Origin of the sequence: Pseudoalteromonas sp. D15MCD-2 (genome assembly GCF_038562745.1) — a bacterium.
Taxonomy (GTDB): Bacteria; Pseudomonadota; Gammaproteobacteria; order Enterobacterales; family Alteromonadaceae; genus Pseudoalteromonas.
This window is the reverse complement of sequence record NZ_JBCFQE010000001.1, coordinates 2,577,830-2,593,273: the sequence shown is the minus strand read 5'-3', so window position 1 is coordinate 2,593,273 and position 15,444 is coordinate 2,577,830. Positions and strand designations below refer to the sequence as shown.

Below are 15,444 nucleotides of genomic sequence, written 5' to 3'. Positions count from 1 at the left end.
GGATTCAAAAGTTATAACACAAGTGTTAGACACAAAATCCTCAAATAGTTCGTTATTTTTTAAGGATTTTTAGCCTACCATATAAATACGGTGTTTTTTTGTAAATAGGCCGAAAAAAGCCTATGGTTGAAAACTTACTATTGGCATTCGTACACGGGTTGTTTTAGAATCAGGAAAAACAAACAGGTCAGACCTGTCAGCGGGAGAGCATAAATGTCTGAGCAAAATATACTTAAAACAGCAAAAGGCGATCGTATCGCTATCGTTAGCGGCCTGCGAACGCCATTCGCAAAGCAAGCCACAGCATTCCATCATGTACCAGCCCTTGATATGGGTAAGTTAGTTGTCAACGAAATGCTTGAACGACTTAACTTTGATAAATCTGAAATTGACCAACTTGTATTTGGACAAGTAGTGCAAATGCCAGAAGCGCCAAACATTGCCCGTGAAATCGTATTAGGTACGGGTATGCCTGTTTCTGTTGATGCATATTCTGTTTCGCGTGCGTGTGCAACAAGTTTCCAAGCCATTGCTAACGTAGCCGAGTCAATTATGGCAGGCTCAGTGCAAGTAGGTATTGCCGGTGGTGCTGACTCATCGTCTGTATTACCTATTGGTGTTAGTAAAAAATTAGCGGGTAGCCTTGTTGATTTAAACAAAGCACGTACGCTTGGTCAGCGATTAAAGATTTTCTCTAAACTACGTTTAAAAGATTTACTTCCTGTTCCGCCTGCGGTCGCTGAGTACTCTACTGGTTTATCTATGGGTCAAACAGCAGAGCAAATGGCGAAAACACATAGCATCAGCCGTGAAGATCAAGATGCCTTAGCACATCGTTCGCACACCCTTGCAAGTCAGGCGTGGGCTGATGGTAAACTTAAAGATGAAGTAATGACTGCACATGTTGCACCTTATAAGAGCTTTATTGAGCAAGACAATAACATTCGTCATAACTCAACGGTTGAAGGCTACGCGAAATTAAAACCAGTATTTGACCGTCAGCACGGATCAGTGACTGCAGCTAACGCAACGCCATTAACTGATGGGGCGGCTGCGGTATTAATGATGAGTGAGAGTAAAGCCAAAGCATTGGGTTACGACATTCTAGGTTATGTACGCAGTTTTGCTTTCTCAGCAATTGGTGTACATGAAGATATGCTAATGGGTCCGGCGCACTCAACGCCAATTGCCCTAGATAGAGCAGGTATCACATTAGCTGATTTAGATTTAATCGAAATGCATGAAGCATTTGCAGCGCAAACACTGGCTAATATGAAGATGTTTGCGTCAGATAAATTTGCACAAGAAAAGCTAGGTCGCAGCAAAGCGATCGGCGAAATTAACATGGACAAGTTCAATGTATTAGGTGGCTCACTTGCATACGGTCACCCATTTGCGGCAACAGGTGCGCGCCTGATCACGCAAAGCTTACATGAACTTAATCGTCGCGGTGGCGGCTTAGCGCTTACGACTGCGTGTGCAGCGGGTGGCTTAGGCGCAGCCTTTGTATTGGAGAGTGCGTAATGACAGATTCAGTATTTAGTTTATCAGTGGCTGATGACGGCGTAGCCGTTGTAACCATTGATGTGCCGGGTGAGAAAATGAACACCCTGCGCAGTAGTTTTGCAGAAGATTTAAAAACCTTACTCAAAGACGCACAAGCGCAAGCAGTAAAAGGCATGGTATTTATTAGTGGTAAAAGCGATAACTTTATCGCCGGTGCTGATATTAAAATGCTTGATAGCGCCAATAGCCGTGAAGATGCATTAGCGTTAAGCGAAATGTGTCAGCAAGCATTTTTCGATATGAAAAAGCTGCCTTTTCCAACAGTAAGTGCTATTCATGGTGCTGCATTGGGCGGCGGTTTAGAGTTTGCTTTAGCGTGTGATTATCGCGTGTGTTCAGACAGCGATATCACTAAGCTTGGTTTGCCAGAAGTACAGTTAGGCTTATTACCTGGTGGTGGCGGTACTCAACGTTTACCTAAATTAGTTGGCTTGCAAAAAGCACTTGAGTGGATGCTTACAGGTAAGCAAGTGCGTGCTAAGCAAGCGAAGAAAACAGGCTTAGTAAATGACTGTGTACCACACAGTGTATTACTTGACGTTGCAAAAGAGTTTGCCCTGAAAGGTAAGGCGAAGGCTACTAAACCTAAGCTAGACCGTTTAAGTCAATTACTTGAGTCAAACCCATTTGGTCGCAATATTATTTTCAAAAAAGCACAAGAAAACGTGCTGAAGAAAACAGGCGGTCACTACCCGGCACCTTTAGCCATTATTAAAGCTGTTCGTGCAAGTGTTGAACTTGATCAGTTAAAAGCATACAAAACTGAAGCTGAAGGCTTTGCCACGCTGGTAATGAGTGATGAGTCAAAAGCATTACGCGGTATTTTCTTTGCAACCACTGAAATGAAAAAAGAGTGGCGTAATGATGATGCGCCAGCAATCGCTAAAGCGGCAGTATTAGGCGGCGGCCTCATGGGCGCGGGTATTGCCCATGTTAGTGCTGTAAAAGCGGGTGTTCCAGTGCGCATTAAAGATGTGGCTGAAAAGGGCATCAGCAATGCAATGAACTACAGCTATAAGATTTTAGATAAAAAGCAAAAGCGTCGTATTTTATCTAAAGCTGATCTACAACAAACCATGAACCGCATTACCGGCACCACCGATTACAGCGGCTTTAAACACATTGATATCGTTATCGAAGCCGTGTTTGAAGATCTTGCTTTAAAGCAAGGTATGGTGGCTGATGTAGAACGTGAGTGCCAAGACAACACGATTTTTGCAAGTAATACCTCATCATTACCAATTGCACAAATTGCTGCTGATGCAGCACGCCCAGAAAATGTAATTGGTCTGCATTACTTCTCACCTGTTGAGAAAATGCCACTTGTTGAGATCATTCCACATGAAGGTACGTCTGAAGAGACTATCGCACGCGTTGTTAACTTCGCCCGTAAGCAAGGTAAAACACCAATTGTGGTTAAAGATATGGCTGGTTTCTATGTAAACCGTATCTTAGCGCCTTATGTCAATGAAGCGGCTAATTTACTGCTAGCAGGTGAGCCAATTGAAAAGATTGACCAAGCATTGGTTGAGTTTGGATTCCCGGTAGGGCCTTTAGCGCTTCTTGATGAAGTAGGGATTGATATCGGTTCTAAAATTGCGCCAATCCTTGAAAAAGAATTGGGCGAGCGCTTTAAAGCGCCGGATGCCTTTAATCGCTTAATCGATTCTAAGCGTTTAGGTCGTAAGACTGGCCGTGGTTTTTATCTTTACGACAAGAAAGATAAAAAAGTGGATGAGTCAGTTTACGAGCTACTTGGTGTTACGCCATCACCTCGTTTAAACAAGAGCGAAATTGCTAAACGTTGTGTTGCGCAAATGCTGAATGAAGCGGTGCGCTGTTTAGATGATGGTATTATTGCAAGCCCACGTGACGGTGATATTGGTGCTATTTTTGGTATCGGTTTCCCACCATTCTTAGGCGGTCCATTTAGCTATATGGATAAACTGGGTGCAGCACAAGTGAGCTCTGAAATGGCGACTTTTGCTAACTACAACCCAATTTTCACACCTTGCGATACGTTAAAAGCAATGGCTGAAAAAGGTGGTCGTTTTTACCAAGCAGAAAGCGAAGAGCCGGCAGTAGTTGAAGCTACGCCTGTCGATCCGGTTGAAGTAACCAAAGAAGTGGTTGAAGACGAGCAAGCGTCAGAAGATGCTGATACAGAAACGACTAAAAGCTAATTCTTTAAATTAGTTAATTTTAAAAGCCCTGCTCATTGAGCGGGGCTTTTTTCTTCTATATTGGCCATAAGTGGTATTTAACTCACGAAATCAGTTTGTTATAACTAGGTTTATTTACAAAGCGATTAATCACCATGACTCTCACCACTGCGCGATTAACATTACGGCTGTTAAATGCCGATGACTGGCCATTGTTTTATACTTTGCATAATGATGCTGAAGTGATAGCTAAATGCTTCGATAAGCCCTCAGAGGCGCAGCTGCGAGCTAAGTTTAATGAACGCTTAAAGCCTTGGCAGCCAAATTCGAATTCACCACTTTGTTTAGTTATTGTTGAAACCAGTACTGGTAAAGAGGTGGGGGTAACTGGGTTTACTTCATCAACAGTGCCAGATAGTCAAGAAGTCGGTTATTTGTTGCTGCCTAATTTTCATGGTCGTGGCTATGCCACAGAGTCTTTGCAAGCAGTGCTTGATTACGCCAAATCAGAACATGCTGTACGTGAATTTAAAGCGGTTGTTACCGAGGGTAATATCGGTTCAGAAAAAGTACTTGAGAAATGTGGTTTTCAGTTAGTCGATAGGCAGCTAGATGCGTATGCTATTGGCGGTGTTTTGTATACCGATCATCATTTTCATTTAAGTTGCACTGATCACAGAGCGTGATCAGTGCGCAATTTTACAGATGAAGCTCAATCGCTTTTCTGTCTTTTTCAGGCATATTCGCAACCACTAAATCAAACGAATTATCAATCATTCGTTCAATCTCTCCTTGTGGTACGGTGCCGTCTAAAATAACCGTATTCCATAAACGTTTGTTCATGTGATAACCCGGGATCACCGACGGGAAAATATCACGCAGTGCTTGGGCTTCATCTGGATCGCATTTCAGATTTAGCCACCATACAAGGTTTCCCTCATCGTCTGTTTGGCCTTCTTTGCCCTCGGCAAGGGTGGCAAACATTTTATGATTCACCTTGTAAACGTCGACATCTTGGCCAAATGGTTGGGTGATCATCACCAATGGCTTTTTCATTAAATACTCGTGTACTGTGTGTTGATTCATGATCCAATCCTTGAAGTCATTTTTCGTAGTTATAAAGATAGCAGCTTTTTCGTAGTTTTGAGACAACTATTGTCATAATTTGCTGAAAAATCGAATAAATAACGGCTGCGAGTCAAAACTGTAAATTTTTATTGAACAAAAGCCATTACGTGGTAAATTTCTGTCATCAAAAAACGATAGGAATACACCCATGCCTAAGGCAAGTGAAGTTAAAAAAGGCGCCGCTATCGAGCATAACGGCCGTGTTTTAGTAGTTAAAGATATTCAACGTTCAGTACCACAAGGTCGTGCTGGTGGCAGTTTATACCGTATGCGTTTATACGATGTGGTAACAGGCGGTAAAGTTGATGAAACATTTAAAGACAGCGACATGCTAAAGCTTGCTGATCTCATTCGTCGTGAAGCTATGTTCTCTTACATTGACGGTGAAGAGTATGTTTTCATGGATAACGAAGACTACACGCCATATAACCTAAATAAAGAAGCGATCAGCGAAGAGATTTTATTCGTTAATGAAGAAACTCAAGGTCTTCACGTTATTGTGATTGATGGCTCGCCAGTTGGCTTAGATTTACCATCGAGTGTTGAGCTTGTAGTTGAAGAAACAGACCCTTCAATCAAGGGCGCTTCAGCAAGTGCACGTTCAAAGCCTGCACGTTTAACAACGGGTTTAACGATTCAAGTTCCTGAGCATATTTCAACAGGCGACCGTATTCGTATTAATACCGTTGAGCATAAATTTATGGGTCGCGCAGAAAAATAATTCTGTAACTCCTTTGAAAGCCGGCTTATAGCCGGTTTTTTTGTTTTATTTGTAACGCGCTCATAACAAAATTCATTGAAAAAGGAACGAAAAACGCGCATTATTATTGGCTTACGAAAACAATAATAAATACCAGTAGTAGATTAATGTTGAACCACGGATTGGAAAACAGAGAATACATCAAACTCCCCGAAGGCGTTGATATCGCCATAACTCCCGCTGGCGTTGTTGCCCGAAGCTATGCCTACATTATCGATTTTATTATCCGTAGTTTGGTTTTACTTGCTGTAGGTACTGTATTTGCCTTTTTTGGCGATGCTGGGCAGGGACTTATATTAATTGCTTACTTTTTAATTTCATGGGGTTATAACGTCCTGTTTGAAATGGAAAGTGGCCAAACGCCGGGTAAAAAACGCCTTAAAATCCGTGTTGTGCAAGACAATGGCTTACCAGCAAGCTTTTCGCAAATTGTAGTGCGTAACCTACTACGCCCAGCCGATATGCTACCTATAGGCTATTTCTTAGGCCTTGTGGTTATGTTGTTTAACAACCGTTTTAAACGCATTGGTGATTGGGCTGCAGGCACCATGGTTATTTACGACGATGAGTTAGCTACGCGCCCTGAATTATCTCAAGGTGAAGTGCATATTCCTACCATTAGCTTAACCACCGAAGAGCAATTAGCTGTGCTTGCTTTTGCAGAGCGTCATGATGAATTATCTGATGCAAGGCGCCGTGAATTGGCAGCTATTTTAGCTGCACCGTTTTCTGCTGAAGAGCATGAGATTGAGGCGCAACTTGTTAGTTACGCACGCCACTTTGCAGGTCAAGTTCAACACGATAACGATTACCCGCAGCAGGAGGGTAAGCAATGAAGCAAACTCAATTTGTAAAATCAAATAGCGTCAGTTGGGATGAATTTGAAGCGCTTTGCGAGCAAAGTAGTGCGGAGTCTTTACCTGTTAATTTTCCTAATTTGTATCGCAAAGTCTGTAATGATTTAGCCATTGCGCAAAGTCGTCAATACAGCCCGGTGTTGATTGAGCAAATAAACAGGTTGGTACAGTTAGGACAAAAGCGCCTTTATTTATCTCGAAGCAATCAATTTTCTGAAATATGGCATGTGGCCCGCACGGCATTTCCGCGTGCACTGTATGAAAATCGTTTAATGCTTGGTATTAACTTATTGGCATTTTGGGGATTGGCCTTAATTGCTTTTATTTGGGTAACTATCGACCCTGATGCTGCGTATACATTTTTAGGGCAAGGCACTGTCCTTAATATCGAACAAATGTATAACCCTAGTGGTAGCGTTCAATCGGCGGAGCGCGGCGCATCGCAAGATCTGATGATGTTCGGGGTCTATATCTACAATAACATTGGTATCGCATTTCAGATGTTTGCAGGTGGCGTATTGTTCTGTGTTGGCGCTGCTTTTTTTCTATTGTTCAATAGTTTTTATTTTGGTGCTGTTGCAGCTCACATTGTGAATGTTGGATTTGAAGGGCCGTTTTTTTCGTTTGTAATAACCCATGGCTCATTTGAGTTAACCGCTATCATCATTGCCTCAGCGGCCGGGTGTCAAATAGGTTATGGCTTGTTAAATCCTGGGCAGTATACTCGCGCATATGCGATGAAACAGGCTGCAGAAAAAGCGCTTCCACTGATTGTTGGCGCATTTTTAATGTTAGTCATTGCCGCTTTTATCGAAGCATTTTGGTCACCCCGTGATATTGCTAACGAAGTTAAATATTTAGTTGGCAGCGGTTGTTGGGCTTATGTCGTTTTTCGCTTATACAGGGGAATGCGTTATGGAGCTTAATCGACTTAGCTTCAATCCTCGCAAGCGCAGTGCTTACGAAACCTTTGATTTAACAGTGTTGCTAGTTAAGCAGCATGCTCTAGCGTTGGTTTCTTTGTATTTGATGATGGCAGTACCCGTATTTTTGATTGTCGGCTTTTTATTAAGCTGGGGCATAGGTGGCTTTGTTGTTTGGTGGCTTAAACCTGTATTTGAGCGACCTTTACTCGATTACATGTCAAAAGCGGTTTTCAATCAGCCAGTCAACATAATGAGTAGCTTAAAGTCACTCAAGCAGTTAAAAATCGCTGATATATTAGCGCATTTAACCGTTTTTAGGCTCAGCCCAAACAGAGCATTTTTAGCCCCTGTAGAACAACTTGAACGACTATCAGGTGAGCGCAAAACTAAGCGTAAGCAGGTGTTGTTTGCTTCAACTAAGCCTAAGCAGACATTGTGGATGCTGTTCTGTGTACATTTTGAGTTTATCTTATTGATGGGAATATCGGCACTGACAATTGCACTTGTGCCCCATTCATTCTCTGCACAAGAAGCCATGTACCAAATATTCGAAGCGCCAATCTGGGTTGAGATAGCGTTTAACTTTATTTATATCATCAGTATCTCGTTAGTCGCACCGTTATTTGTAACAGGTGGTTTCCTTGCTTATTTACACCGTCGAGTTGAACTAGAAGGCTGGGATATCGAGCTGGCATTTAAAAATATTCGCACCCGTCTTGCAGGCGTAGTCAGTGCTGTAGCACTACTTATACTTACAACGTTTACACTGCAACCATCAACAAGCTATGCAGAGCAAATCGATAAGCAAGCGGTAAAAGAGCAAGTTACGGCTCTTTATAATGAGCCTAATGTCATTGAAACTGAGACCACGTGGGTGCCAAATATCGAAGCAAAAGGTAGCTCATCAGAGAGTGATTGGTCTTGGCTTATCGATGTGTTTACTGCCATTGGTGAAGTGTTTGGCATATTTGTTTGGGTACTGGTTGGTTTATTAGTTATTTGGTTGGTTTATTACCTAATGCAAAAACGCGGTTTTTTTGCAAATTTAAGCTTACCAGAACGTACAAAAGTAAATGAAGAGCCAGTTATCCCAACCTTATTTGCAGAAATTAAAAGTAAGGATTTACCAGCAGATTTAATTGCCGCTGCAAAGCAATGTTTTGAGCAAGGTGAGCACCGCTTGGCGCTGGCGTATTTGCTTCATCATGCGCTGAGTTGGGCGCAGCAACAACATGAAGTGCGCTTGCACCGCTCGATGACTGAGCGCGAATGTAAACGTGCAATTGATGCTAGGGTGCCAAATCAAGGACAAGCAATTTTTGCCCGCTTATTTTCTGCGTGGGTCACGGTTGCTTGGGGCCATAAAACCCCTGATATCGACTTTATCGAGCTGACAGAGCAAATTACGGCAATGACAACAGAGACTAAGGAGCAAGCCCATGAAGCTTAAGGTTGTGCTCATAGCGGTGCTAGTGGTGTTTAGCTTATTTGTTATTGCTGGTATTGCTTCTTTAGATTGGCAGAAAAAAGAAATAGAAATTGGCTTTCATAGTGATGTGGCAAAAGATAACTTCACGATGGCTAAGCGGCTACTTAAAGTCAATGGTATCGATTGGAATAAAAACAAACGCTTGGCAGAGCAAGCACAAAGTGATGAGTTAAACATAGACCCACAAAGTATCTTAATTTTGGATGAGGCGGTGCTTGCTGACTCCTACCAATTAGATGTACAGCTTGCTGATTGGGTCGCTGATGGCGGACGTTTAATTTATGTATTAAACAGGCAACGTGATGAGCTGGCGATTGATAGCACCGTATTTTTTAGTCAGCTTGGCATCAATGTACAAAGCCAAGAAGATGTTTTTGAATATGATTTTGCGATGCTCAAAGAAGGGAATAAAAATAGTAATTTATTAATTGATGAAAACACTCAGCTTGACCTTGAGCTAAGCCGTGCCTTTTTTATTGAAAACTGCCCCGGTGTGAGTACAAATAATGATACCGGCGATACCTTGATGTGTGACTTTGCATTTGGTCAAGGTAGGGTCATTGTGATGCCATCACTGTTACCTTTTACCAATTACCGACTTCGCCATCTGGATCATGGCAGTTTATTGCTTTGGTTAAGTAAAGGGGCTGAAAAAGTAACGTATGTACCTTATCTGACTTACCCAAACTGGTTTGCTAAATTATGGCACTGGAGCTGGCATTTTGTGGTGACGTTGCTGTTATTAATTGTGCTTGCAGTGTGGCATATCAGTAGTCGTATCGGCCGCTCTTATGCTCCTGACTTCGATATAAAAACCAGCTTTAATCAGCATATTCGAGCAGTAGCAAACTTTTATTCAGAGCATGGTCACGAAGCCGTGTTATTTACTGCACTCAAGAAAGATTTTTACGCCAAAGTAGAGTCGCGAGTGCCTAACTTTAAGATGCTTAGTGCTGAAAAGCAGGCGCAGATCATCGCTAATTTAACTCATTTTGAAAAACAACAGGTGGCTGAGTTGCTTGCTAGCAAGTTGCCTGAGTCCAAAGAACAACGAACAGAATATATAAAACGATTTAAACAATTAAGGAATGCCTTATGAGCACGGAATTAGACACTAATCGCATGAGCTTAGTTGAGGCAGCTGATGCAGTAAAACAAGTAAAGCATAACATTTCGCATGTGTTAGTTGGTCAAGATGCCATTGTTGAAGATGTGCTTACGGTGCTCTTTGCGGGTGGTCATGTGTTACTTGAAGGGGTTCCTGGGCTTGGTAAAACGCTACTGGTTAGAGCCTTAGCAAAAAGCTTAAATGTAGACTTTTCGCGAGTGCAGTTTACACCGGATTTAATGCCTTCAGATGTTGTTGGCCATAGTCTGTATGATATGAAATCAGGTGAATTTAATATCAAAAAAGGCCCTGCATTTACTAATATTTTGCTGGCTGATGAAATCAACCGTGCACCAGCTAAAACGCAATCAGCTCTTCTTGAGGTGATGCAAGAGCAACAAATCACCATTGATGGCGAGTCATTATCTATTGATTCACCGTTTATGGTATTAGCCACTCAAAACCCATTAGATCAAGAAGGGACGTACCCACTTCCTGAGGCTGAATTAGACCGCTTTATGATGAAAGTTGAGCTTGGTTTTCCTTCTCATGAATCGGAAGTTGAGCTGTTAAAACTAAATACACAGATTGTTTCTAATGAAACCAAAGTAGAGCAGCTCCCAGCGGTATTGGATGCTAAGCGAATTGCGGAAATTAAACAGCTTTGTGCAGATATCTTAGTAGACGAACAAATACTGAATTATGCCGTCGATATCGTGCGTAGTTCACGAACTTGGCAAGGTGTGCTCCACGGCGCAGGGTTACGTGCCTCAATTAATATCATCAAAGCGGCAAAAGTAATGGCATTAATGAATGGCCGTGACTTTGTAACTCCTGATGATGTGAAGTCAGTGTCTGTGAATATTTTAAGACACCGATTAATTTTATCGGCTGATTTGGAGCTGGAAGGGGTGTCATTTGATGAAGTGATCAATGCCATTTTAGCCAGTGTTGAAGCACCACGCTCATGAAACGCATCAAGCATAGACCTGCAAAACGCTTAGTACAATTAACAGCTTTGTTGCTGTTATTGTTGCTTGTCTGTGCCATTGCATCAGTTGACAGCTTAGTGCTAACGGCCTTGCTCTTAGTGCCTTTATTGCTCGCATTTGTAGATTACATGGCATCGAAGTCAGAGCCTTTACTTGAAGTAAGTGCACAAACGAGTCTCAACATGGCTTTGTATCGCCGCCAAGCATTGCAGCTAGTGATTAAAAATAAAGCGAAGCATGCGACCATGCTAGATGTCAGTGTTCATTTAAGTAATGCAATTGAGCTGCAAAAGCCGCAGCAAACGGTGTTTATAGATGCAATGCAACAAGCAAAGCAGAGCTTTAGCTTACGTGCTCACAAACGAGGTGATGCGCAGATCAGTGCCATTGAACTTAGGGTAGGGTCGCCATTTGGTCTTTGGCAAACAAACTGGTTAGCTGAGCAAGCAATTCAATTAAAAGTGTATCCCGATTTTAGCCGGGTTACTTCAAAGCAGCACTTAAATGGCGTAGTGAATAAGCCTATTTCAGGCTTAAAGCTCACTAAAAAGCGCGGTGATGGTATCGAATTTCAGCAGTTACGTGAATACCGCCAAGGTGATAGTGTTAGGCAAATAGACTGGCAGGCGACCAGTAAGCGTCGAAAACTCATTTCTCGTGAGTATCAAGAAGAGCAAAATCAACACGTCATAGTGATGCTCGATGCTTCTAAAAAAATGGCCATTGAAGCTAATGAAGGCAGCCACTTTGATCATGCTTTAAATGCATTATTACTGCTGTCGCACACAGTTTTAAAGCAAGGTGATTGGTTTAGCATGCAGAGCTTTAACCAAAATCTGCGTTGGTTACCTGATATAAAAGGTGCGCAGAATGTATCACGGGTAATGAATCACTTTTATGATCTATACCCAGATAAGAGCAGCAGTGACTATTTGGTGGCTGTGAACCAATTAATCGCTAAACGCAGTAAACGTTCTTTAGTGTTATTAGTTACCACCCTTGATGAGCAAAGCATTGATGAGTTAATGCCTGCAATTAAGCTATTACAAAAACACCACTTAGTGGCACTTATTAATATTAATAACCGTGCTGTAAATGAGGTGCTCGATGAGCCTATTGAAAAGTACGAAGATGCAACCAGTTACTGTGCAGCATTAGCACTACTAAATTCACATAAAGCCAATATGGCGAAGCTGAAAAAACAAGGTGTAATAGCCATTGACTGTAACCCTGAGCAGCTGCTACCGCATGTGCTTAACACCTATTTAAATGTGAAGCACTCCGGGGCATTGTAAGACCAGCTAGCAATAAAAAAGGCATTGAATTCAATGCCTTTTTTATTAAATAACGAAACGATTATTTTTGATTATCAATAGCTTCGTTAATTTTGTATTGGAAATAAATAACGTTAAAGAAAAACGTTAAAATACCACCTAAATGAACTGGTTCATTACTGCCTTCATTAATCAACTCTTTAATCGATGTACGAAGAGAGAAAATTAATACAATGGCAACAACAAACGAAATCAGTGACACAATACCACCAATTTCAGGTGAAACTCCTGTAAAAGACAACGCAATATTCACAATGTACAAAGCAACATAGCCATAAACTAAGCCTTGGCTTACCTGGTTTTTTGCTAATGCATTGGCTTTATTGGTTCGGCTTACTAGCCAGTATACGGCGTAGATACCAAATGTGAAAAGACATAAAAAGAACACGCCCCAAGCAGAAAAGCGGTCAAAGTTTAAAATAGGTTTATTACCGCTGGTATTTTGCTGTGTAAGCTCAGCTTCTGGCGCTTCATAGATGTTAGCTGATTCTTCAGACATAACGATTCCTCATAATTATTTTTGTATATTCCTTTGTGCAAATTGCACGTACCGATAATAGCAGTGAGGCTGGTTTTTGTACATCATTTCAACAGCCTAGAAAGTAAGGTTAACTACCATAAAGGTCAGTATAAATAAGCCTTATAGAGGGTATAGCATGAGTGAAGTTTTAAAGGTTGCTGAATTTATGTACACTGCCGCAGATTTTAATGAGGTGCTGTGTGTTATTTGTATTTTTGAGCTGTGTATTTATTTTGGTGATGTATTTAGAGTCTTTGTCTAAAGGGATGCCGGTAAAGCGTTGGATGCTGCTAGGTGGAATGCTTGGGCCTATCGCTTGGTGTTTATTTAACGTGCATTATCGCCGCGCATTTGTGCGCCATGTTGGCCGCCAATCTTGTGGCTGGCGCCCTTAAACTTTTGCTGTTTTTAACAGGCTCGGCGCAGATTTATCGAGTTGTTTTTGTAGGAAGGCGGTAAATTCAGGCTGAGACAGTGGCTTAGAGTAGTAGTAGCCTTGAACCGTCTGGCACTTTAACTGCTCTAACATCACAACCTGTTCGGCTTGTTCAACCCCTTCTGCAACCACATGCAAATCAAGGTTATGGGCAATAGTCACAATTGAGTCAACCATATTGCGGCCACGCTCTGATTGCATGTCGTCAATAAAGGCTTTATCAACTTTCAAGGTATTAAGCGGGAACTGTTTAAGATAGGCTAAAGATGAGTAACCCGTGCCAAAGTCATCCATCGCAAGGTGAATACCCCGAGCACTGAGTGAACGCATTACTGCAATTGCTTCGTTAGGGTCGTCCATAACCGTACCTTCGGTGATCTCCAGTTCAAGGAAGTAAGAGGGCAATTCATTCTTTTGCAAAATCACATCAATACGAGTGGTTAAATCAGGTAAGCTAAACTGCTTAGCTGATAAGTTCACAGCAACACGACCGTTGAATAAGCCTTGATCTATCCATGCTTTTACATCGCGGCATGCTTTGTTTAAAACAACTTCACCAATTTCGATAATTTGCCCAGTTTCTTCAGCGATAGGAATAAACACTCCTGGGCTGATCACACCTTTTTTCGGGGTAATAAAGCGCACAAGAGCTTCCATACCATCGAGTTTACCTGTACGAATATTCATTTTCGGTTGGTAATACACTTCAAAGTGATCTTCTTTTAAGCCGTAACGCATTAAGTTTTCGATTTGTAAGCGTTTAACTGCTTCACGGTTCATAGTGTCGTTGAAGAACAGATAGCTATTGCCTTTTTTCTTAGCGTGATACATGGCTGTATCCGCATTTTTAAGTAATAGTTCTGGGGTATTACCATCTTCAGGGAACAGCACGATACCGACACTTGAGGTGATCACTAGTTCGTGACCCGCCATATTAAAAGGTGTGGCAATGGCGGCTAAAAAGAGTTTTGCCATGCGAGTAATGGTATGAATATCGTTGGTACCCGACATGACCAGTGCAAACTCATCACCGCCTAGGCGATAAAACACATCTTTTTCGCGTGTTAACTTATTCAAGCGCATCGCAAGCTTAGATAGCAAGCTATCCCCAAGTTGGTGACCCAGAGAGTCGTTAATTTTTTTAAAGTTATCTAGGTCAAACACTAATAAAGCGTGATGGTTATCTTGCTTAGCGAGCTTTTTCAGGTTGGTGAAAAATAAGTTTCGGTTAGGTAAGCCCGTTGTGCGGTCTCGGTTCGATAAGTTATGTAATTGTGATTCGGCTTTTTTACGCTCAGTTTGATCAGAAAAAACAACGACATAGTTACATATTTGGTTATGCTCATTTTTGATTTCATCAATTGAAATTTCAATCGGTAACAGCTGCCTTTTCGCATTGCGAAGTTTAACCTCTTGCTGCCAATGCTCCGTGGCTTTTACGGTGGCTTTAATTTCATCCACATAGCTTTGGTCATAGCCATTTAAGGTAAAATCTTTCTTTAAATATTGCTCTCGAGTACCACCAAATAGCGTTAAGAAGCTTGGGTTTAAGTCAACCAGCTTAAAGTTTTTATCGAAAATGGCGATGGCGTCAGTTAGCGACTCAACGCATTTAGCGAATAGGTTTAAACGGGCTTCTGTTGATTTAAGCTGAGAAATATCTCTTACAGTGCCTGTCATACGCAAAGGGTTGAGGTTTGCGTCTTTTTCGATGATTTTGCCGCGATCCAGTACCCAATGCCAACGACCGAGGCTGTCTTTAATCCGGTAACTTGCTTCAAAAAAGGCGGTGTGTTCGGCAAAGTGTTTTTTTAGTGCTGTTTCAACGTGTTGTAAGTCGTGTGGGTGAATCAATTCGCGGTTAGGGGGAAAGCCGCTGCTACTGTTTGTATCTGAGGTGTATTTATCATTAATTCGCAGCACTTCTCCGGATTTAATATTCCAATCCCAGAGGGTATCGCCACTGCCTTCTACGGTACTTTTTAAGCGATGTTCTGAAATACGCAGTTGTTTTCGAGAGCGCTTTAATTTGAAAATTATAAATAATAGGTACGGCAATAACAGCATCATAATAGCACTTGGAATAAGCAGCAATGTGCTCTGTTCAAGCTCTATGGGGCTGGCGGATGCTGAAAAAATCCCAGCCATACTTATTGTTAAAAAAGC

General features: G+C 41.8%; 14 protein-coding genes. 11 read left to right on the top strand and 3 right to left on the bottom strand.

Features of this window, described 5'->3' with window-relative positions:
* Nucleotides 1–213 precede the first annotated feature (213 nt).
* From fadI to AADY36_RS11865, 3 genes are all read left to right on the top strand, one after another.
* Complete coding sequence (gene fadI, locus AADY36_RS11875; RefSeq protein ID WP_054553218.1) at nt 214–1,524, top strand: acetyl-CoA C-acyltransferase FadI; 1,311 nt, start codon at nt 214–216, stop codon at nt 1,522–1,524.
* Nucleotides 1,524–3,749 (top strand): fatty acid oxidation complex subunit alpha FadJ, encoded by a 2,226-nt coding sequence (gene fadJ, locus AADY36_RS11870; protein ID WP_054562137.1) that lies wholly within the window; start codon nt 1,524–1,526, stop codon nt 3,747–3,749. Before fadI ends, fadJ begins: the two co-directional genes overlap by 1 nt.
* Nucleotides 3,750–3,883: 134 nt before the next feature.
* Nucleotides 3,884–4,414 (top strand): GNAT family N-acetyltransferase, encoded by a 531-nt coding sequence (locus tag AADY36_RS11865; protein ID WP_054562135.1) that lies wholly within the window; start codon nt 3,884–3,886, stop codon nt 4,412–4,414.
* Nucleotides 4,415–4,427: 13 nt separating this feature from the next.
* Here the strand turns inward: AADY36_RS11865 and AADY36_RS11860 are convergent, their stop codons facing one another.
* On the bottom strand, nt 4,428–4,814 hold the full coding sequence (locus AADY36_RS11860) for an MmcQ/YjbR family DNA-binding protein (protein ID WP_054553214.1): 387 nt from the start codon (nt 4,812–4,814) through the stop codon (nt 4,428–4,430).
* 190 nt (nt 4,815–5,004) lie between these two features.
* Here AADY36_RS11860 and efpL point away from each other — a divergent pair, with 190 nt between their 5' ends.
* From efpL to AADY36_RS11825, 7 genes are all read left to right on the top strand, one after another.
* The gene (gene efpL / locus AADY36_RS11855) at nt 5,005–5,577 is read left to right on the top strand and encodes an elongation factor P-like protein EfpL (protein ID WP_055020721.1); all 573 of its coding nucleotides are present in this window, start codon (nt 5,005–5,007) and stop codon (nt 5,575–5,577) included.
* Nucleotides 5,578–5,723: 146 nt separating this feature from the next.
* Nucleotides 5,724–6,452 carry an RDD family protein gene (locus AADY36_RS11850; RefSeq protein WP_055020722.1) on the top strand — a complete coding sequence of 243 codons (729 nt, stop codon included), beginning with the start codon at nt 5,724–5,726 and terminating at the stop codon, nt 6,450–6,452.
* Complete coding sequence (locus AADY36_RS11845) at nt 6,449–7,399, top strand: stage II sporulation protein M (RefSeq protein ID WP_055020723.1); 951 nt, start codon at nt 6,449–6,451, stop codon at nt 7,397–7,399. The genes AADY36_RS11850 and AADY36_RS11845 overlap by 4 nt, the downstream gene beginning before the upstream one ends.
* Entirely contained in the window at nt 7,389–8,849 is a 1,461-nt protein-coding gene (locus tag AADY36_RS11840; protein ID WP_055020724.1) for a hypothetical protein, read from the top strand. The genes AADY36_RS11845 and AADY36_RS11840 overlap by 11 nt, the downstream gene beginning before the upstream one ends.
* The gene (locus tag AADY36_RS11835; protein WP_342409017.1) at nt 8,839–9,987 is read left to right on the top strand and encodes a DUF4350 domain-containing protein; all 1,149 of its coding nucleotides are present in this window, start codon (nt 8,839–8,841) and stop codon (nt 9,985–9,987) included. Before AADY36_RS11840 ends, AADY36_RS11835 begins: the two co-directional genes overlap by 11 nt.
* Complete coding sequence (locus tag AADY36_RS11830; protein ID WP_054562129.1) at nt 9,984–10,967, top strand: AAA family ATPase; 984 nt, start codon at nt 9,984–9,986, stop codon at nt 10,965–10,967. Before AADY36_RS11835 ends, AADY36_RS11830 begins: the two co-directional genes overlap by 4 nt.
* Complete coding sequence (locus tag AADY36_RS11825; RefSeq protein WP_342409016.1) at nt 10,964–12,283, top strand: DUF58 domain-containing protein; 1,320 nt, start codon at nt 10,964–10,966, stop codon at nt 12,281–12,283. The genes AADY36_RS11830 and AADY36_RS11825 overlap by 4 nt, the downstream gene beginning before the upstream one ends.
* Before the next feature lie 61 nt (nt 12,284–12,344).
* Here AADY36_RS11825 and AADY36_RS11820 read toward each other — a convergent pair whose 3' ends face one another.
* Nucleotides 12,345–12,821 (bottom strand): DUF4234 domain-containing protein, encoded by a 477-nt coding sequence (locus AADY36_RS11820; protein ID WP_054562127.1) that lies wholly within the window; start codon nt 12,819–12,821, stop codon nt 12,345–12,347.
* Nucleotides 12,822–13,042: 221 nt separating this feature from the next.
* Between AADY36_RS11820 and AADY36_RS11815 the strand changes: the two genes are divergently transcribed.
* Nucleotides 13,043–13,237 (top strand): hypothetical protein, encoded by a 195-nt coding sequence (locus tag AADY36_RS11815; RefSeq protein WP_055020727.1) that lies wholly within the window; start codon nt 13,043–13,045, stop codon nt 13,235–13,237.
* Here AADY36_RS11815 and AADY36_RS11810 read toward each other — a convergent pair.
* Nucleotides 13,234–15,348, bottom strand: coding sequence for a sensor domain-containing protein (locus AADY36_RS11810; RefSeq protein ID WP_446728742.1), 2,115 nt, complete (start codon nt 15,346–15,348; stop codon nt 13,234–13,236). The two genes, AADY36_RS11815 and AADY36_RS11810, sit on opposite strands and share 4 nt — an antisense overlap.
* Nucleotides 15,349–15,444 lie beyond the last annotated feature (96 nt).

Bases quoted from the DNA above. Each gene is read 5' to 3' on its own strand.
- fadI (WP_054553218.1), top strand. From the start codon at position 214: ATGTCTGAGCAAAATATACTTAAAACAGCAAAAGGCGATCGTATCGCT.
- fadJ (WP_054562137.1), top strand. From the start codon at position 1,524: ATGACAGATTCAGTATTTAGTTTATCAGTGGCTGATGACGGCGTAGCC.
- AADY36_RS11865 (WP_054562135.1), top strand. From the start codon at position 3,884: ATGACTCTCACCACTGCGCGATTAACATTACGGCTGTTAAATGCCGAT.
- AADY36_RS11860 (WP_054553214.1), bottom strand. From the start codon at position 4,814: ATGAATCAACACACAGTACACGAGTATTTAATGAAAAAGCCATTGGTG.
- efpL (WP_055020721.1), top strand. From the start codon at position 5,005: ATGCCTAAGGCAAGTGAAGTTAAAAAAGGCGCCGCTATCGAGCATAAC.
- AADY36_RS11850 (WP_055020722.1), top strand. From the start codon at position 5,724: ATGTTGAACCACGGATTGGAAAACAGAGAATACATCAAACTCCCCGAA.
- AADY36_RS11845 (WP_055020723.1), top strand. From the start codon at position 6,449: ATGAAGCAAACTCAATTTGTAAAATCAAATAGCGTCAGTTGGGATGAA.
- AADY36_RS11840 (WP_055020724.1), top strand. From the start codon at position 7,389: ATGGAGCTTAATCGACTTAGCTTCAATCCTCGCAAGCGCAGTGCTTAC.
- AADY36_RS11835 (WP_342409017.1), top strand. From the start codon at position 8,839: ATGAAGCTTAAGGTTGTGCTCATAGCGGTGCTAGTGGTGTTTAGCTTA.
- AADY36_RS11830 (WP_054562129.1), top strand. From the start codon at position 9,984: ATGAGCACGGAATTAGACACTAATCGCATGAGCTTAGTTGAGGCAGCT.
- AADY36_RS11825 (WP_342409016.1), top strand. From the start codon at position 10,964: ATGAAACGCATCAAGCATAGACCTGCAAAACGCTTAGTACAATTAACA.
- AADY36_RS11820 (WP_054562127.1), bottom strand. From the start codon at position 12,821: ATGTCTGAAGAATCAGCTAACATCTATGAAGCGCCAGAAGCTGAGCTT.
- AADY36_RS11810 (WP_446728742.1), bottom strand. From the start codon at position 15,348: ATGATGCTGTTATTGCCGTACCTATTATTTATAATTTTCAAATTAAAG.